Raw genomic sequence first — 2,203 nt, 5'->3', positions numbered from 1 at the left:
ATGTAGTAAAAAGAGATGGTCGTAAAGAGCCAGTTATGTTCGACAAGATTACCGCCAGGGTAAGAAAATTATGTTATGGGCTTAACCCCTTGGTAGATCCGGTAAAGGTAGCTATGCGGGTGATAGAAGGGTTGTATGATGGTGTAACGACAAGCGAACTGGATAATCTGGCTGCAGAAATAGCTGCAACCATGACCATAACACATCCTGATTATGCAAAACTTGCCGCCCGTATCTCTGTTTCTAATTTACATAAAAACACAAAAAAGACATTCTCAGAGGTGATTACAGACCTTTATGAGTATGTAAACCCCAGAACAGAAAAGAAAGCACCCCTAATTGCAGATGATGTATATGAGGTTATTATTGCCAACAAAGAAAAGTTGGATTCTACCATTATTTATAACCGGGATTTTGGATATGATTATTTTGGTTTTAAAACATTAGAGCGTTCGTATTTGCTCAAGATCAATGGAAAAATAGCAGAACGCCCGCAACACATGCTAATGCGGGTTTCTATAGGGATCCATCTCAACGATTTGGATGCAGCGATAGAGACCTATGAGTTGATGTCCAAAAAATATTTTACCCATGCCACCCCTACTTTGTTCAATGCAGGGACACCAAAACCACAAATGTCGTCCTGCTTTTTATTGACCATGAAAGATGACAGTATAGATGGGATATACGATACCTTAAAACAAACAGCAAAGATCTCGCAATCTGCGGGGGGTATAGGATTGTCTATTCATAATGTTAGAGCTACAGGGTCTTATATTGCAGGAACCAACGGAACCTCTAATGGTATTGTACCAATGCTTAGAGTGTATAACGATACAGCCCGTTATGTAGATCAGGGGGGTGGAAAAAGAAAAGGTTCATTTGCTATTTATGTAGAGCCATGGCATGCCGATATCTTTGATTTTTTGGATCTTAAAAAGAACCATGGTAAAGAAGAAATGCGGGCACGGGATCTGTTTTATGCCATGTGGATCCCGGATTTGTTCATGAAACGGGTGCAAGAAGATGCAGAATGGACATTGATGTGTCCTAACGAGTGCCCCGGCTTATTTGATATACATAGTGATGCGTTTGAAGAAGCCTACCTTCGTTTTGAAGCAGAAGGAAAAGGCAGAAGAACTATAAAAGCACGCGAGCTTTGGGAAAAAATACTGGAATCCCAGATCGAGACCGGTACCCCGTATATGTTGTACAAAGATGCCGCTAACCGTAAATCCAATCAAAAAAACCTGGGTACTATTCGTTCTTCTAACTTATGTACCGAAATTTTAGAATATACCAGCCCGGATGAAGTAGCCGTTTGTAACCTGGCCTCTATTGCATTGCCCATGTTTGTAAAAAACGGGGAGTTTGATCATAAAGAACTGTTTAGAATTACCAAACGGGTAACCAAAAACCTGAACAGAGTAATCGATCGTAATTACTATCCTGTAAAAGAGGCAGAAAACTCTAATGTACGTCATCGCCCAATAGGGTTGGGAGTACAAGGATTGGCAGATGCATTTATACAATTGCGATTGCCATTTACCAGTGATGAAGCAAAGAAACTAAACCAGGATATTTTTGAAACCTTGTACTTTGCAGCAGTTACTGCATCGATGGAAGAAGCCAAAGAGGATGGCCCTTACCAAAGTTATGAAGGGTCTCCTATTTCTAAAGGAGAGTTTCAGTATAACCTATGGGGATTAAAAGATGAAGAATTAAGTGGTCGATGGGATTGGGGCAAATTAAGAAAGCAAGTGCTTAAAAATGGCGTTCGCAACTCATTATTAGTAGCACCAATGCCAACAGCATCTACCTCTCAAATACTAGGAAACAACGAAGCATTTGAGCCATACACCAGTAATATTTATACCAGACGGGTATTATCAGGAGAATTTATTGTAGTTAACAAACACTTATTGGAAGACCTGGTACAATTGGGATTATGGAACGATTCTCTTAAAGATGCCATTATGCGGGCAAATGGATCGGTACAAGATATAGATGGGATTCCGCAGGATTTAAAAGAGTTATATAAAACTGTTTGGGAGATGAGTATGAAAGATATTATCGATATGTCCCGCCACAGAGGGTATTTTATAGACCAGTCACAATCCTTAAACCTTTTTATGGAAGGTGCAACCATGGCAAAACTAACCTCGATGCATTTTTATGCATGGAAAAGCGGTTTAAAAACAGG

Annotated in this window: 1 protein-coding gene; it reads left to right on the top strand. The window is 39.9% G+C overall.

All coding sequences use genetic code 11. The annotated features are described in order from the left end of the window. The coding region (locus ACZIYX_RS23860; RefSeq protein ID WP_462684761.1) for a ribonucleoside-diphosphate reductase subunit alpha at positions 1–2,203 on the top strand (2,203 nt) is incomplete at both ends.

It is taken from the genome of Aquimarina sp. (genome assembly GCF_977115655.1).
Note: the sequence above shows the minus strand (reverse complement) of the source record. Positions and strands in the feature narration are given on the sequence as shown.